This is a genomic window from Streptococcus pseudopneumoniae, from assembly GCF_001072665.1.
Classification (GTDB): domain Bacteria; phylum Bacillota; class Bacilli; order Lactobacillales; family Streptococcaceae; genus Streptococcus; species Streptococcus pseudopneumoniae_S.
Genome location: NZ_JVJI01000063.1, coordinates 1 through 353, shown reverse-complemented (window position 1 = coordinate 353; position 353 = coordinate 1). Strand labels below are relative to the sequence as shown.

The following is a 353-nucleotide window of genomic DNA, read 5'->3' as shown; positions in this document are numbered from 1 at the left end:
AAAAGGGGAAGATGCCATTAAAGTATATATCGAAAGTAACTATCCAGGTGTATCCAAGTTTTTTAATCGCTTAGAAGCCGTGGCGGAGTAGGAGGAGGATGATGAAGAAAATATTCAGTTTATTAGCTTTAGCCTTACTAGTTGTATTATTTTGTTTTTACTTTTTTCCTAAACAACCTAAAAATATTTTTGATGAAATCTACCATGAGACGGAGAAGACTTATCGGTCAAATAATATTTTAAGAAACATAGATGGCTTTAAAATCAGACCTGATTGGTCGAGTGATGACCCAAATATATCCTATACTCCTTTTGGAAAGTATGAAACTCTTCCCAAAGGCTATAGTGATATA

At 33.4% G+C, this 353-nt stretch carries 1 protein-coding gene; it reads left to right on the top strand.

Annotated features, from left to right (window positions below):
- Window positions 1-101 precede the first annotated feature (101 nt).
- Window positions 102-353 (top strand): TipC family immunity protein (locus ADH52_RS04210; RefSeq protein WP_049510277.1); only part of this gene is annotated, 252 nt, incomplete at its 3' end.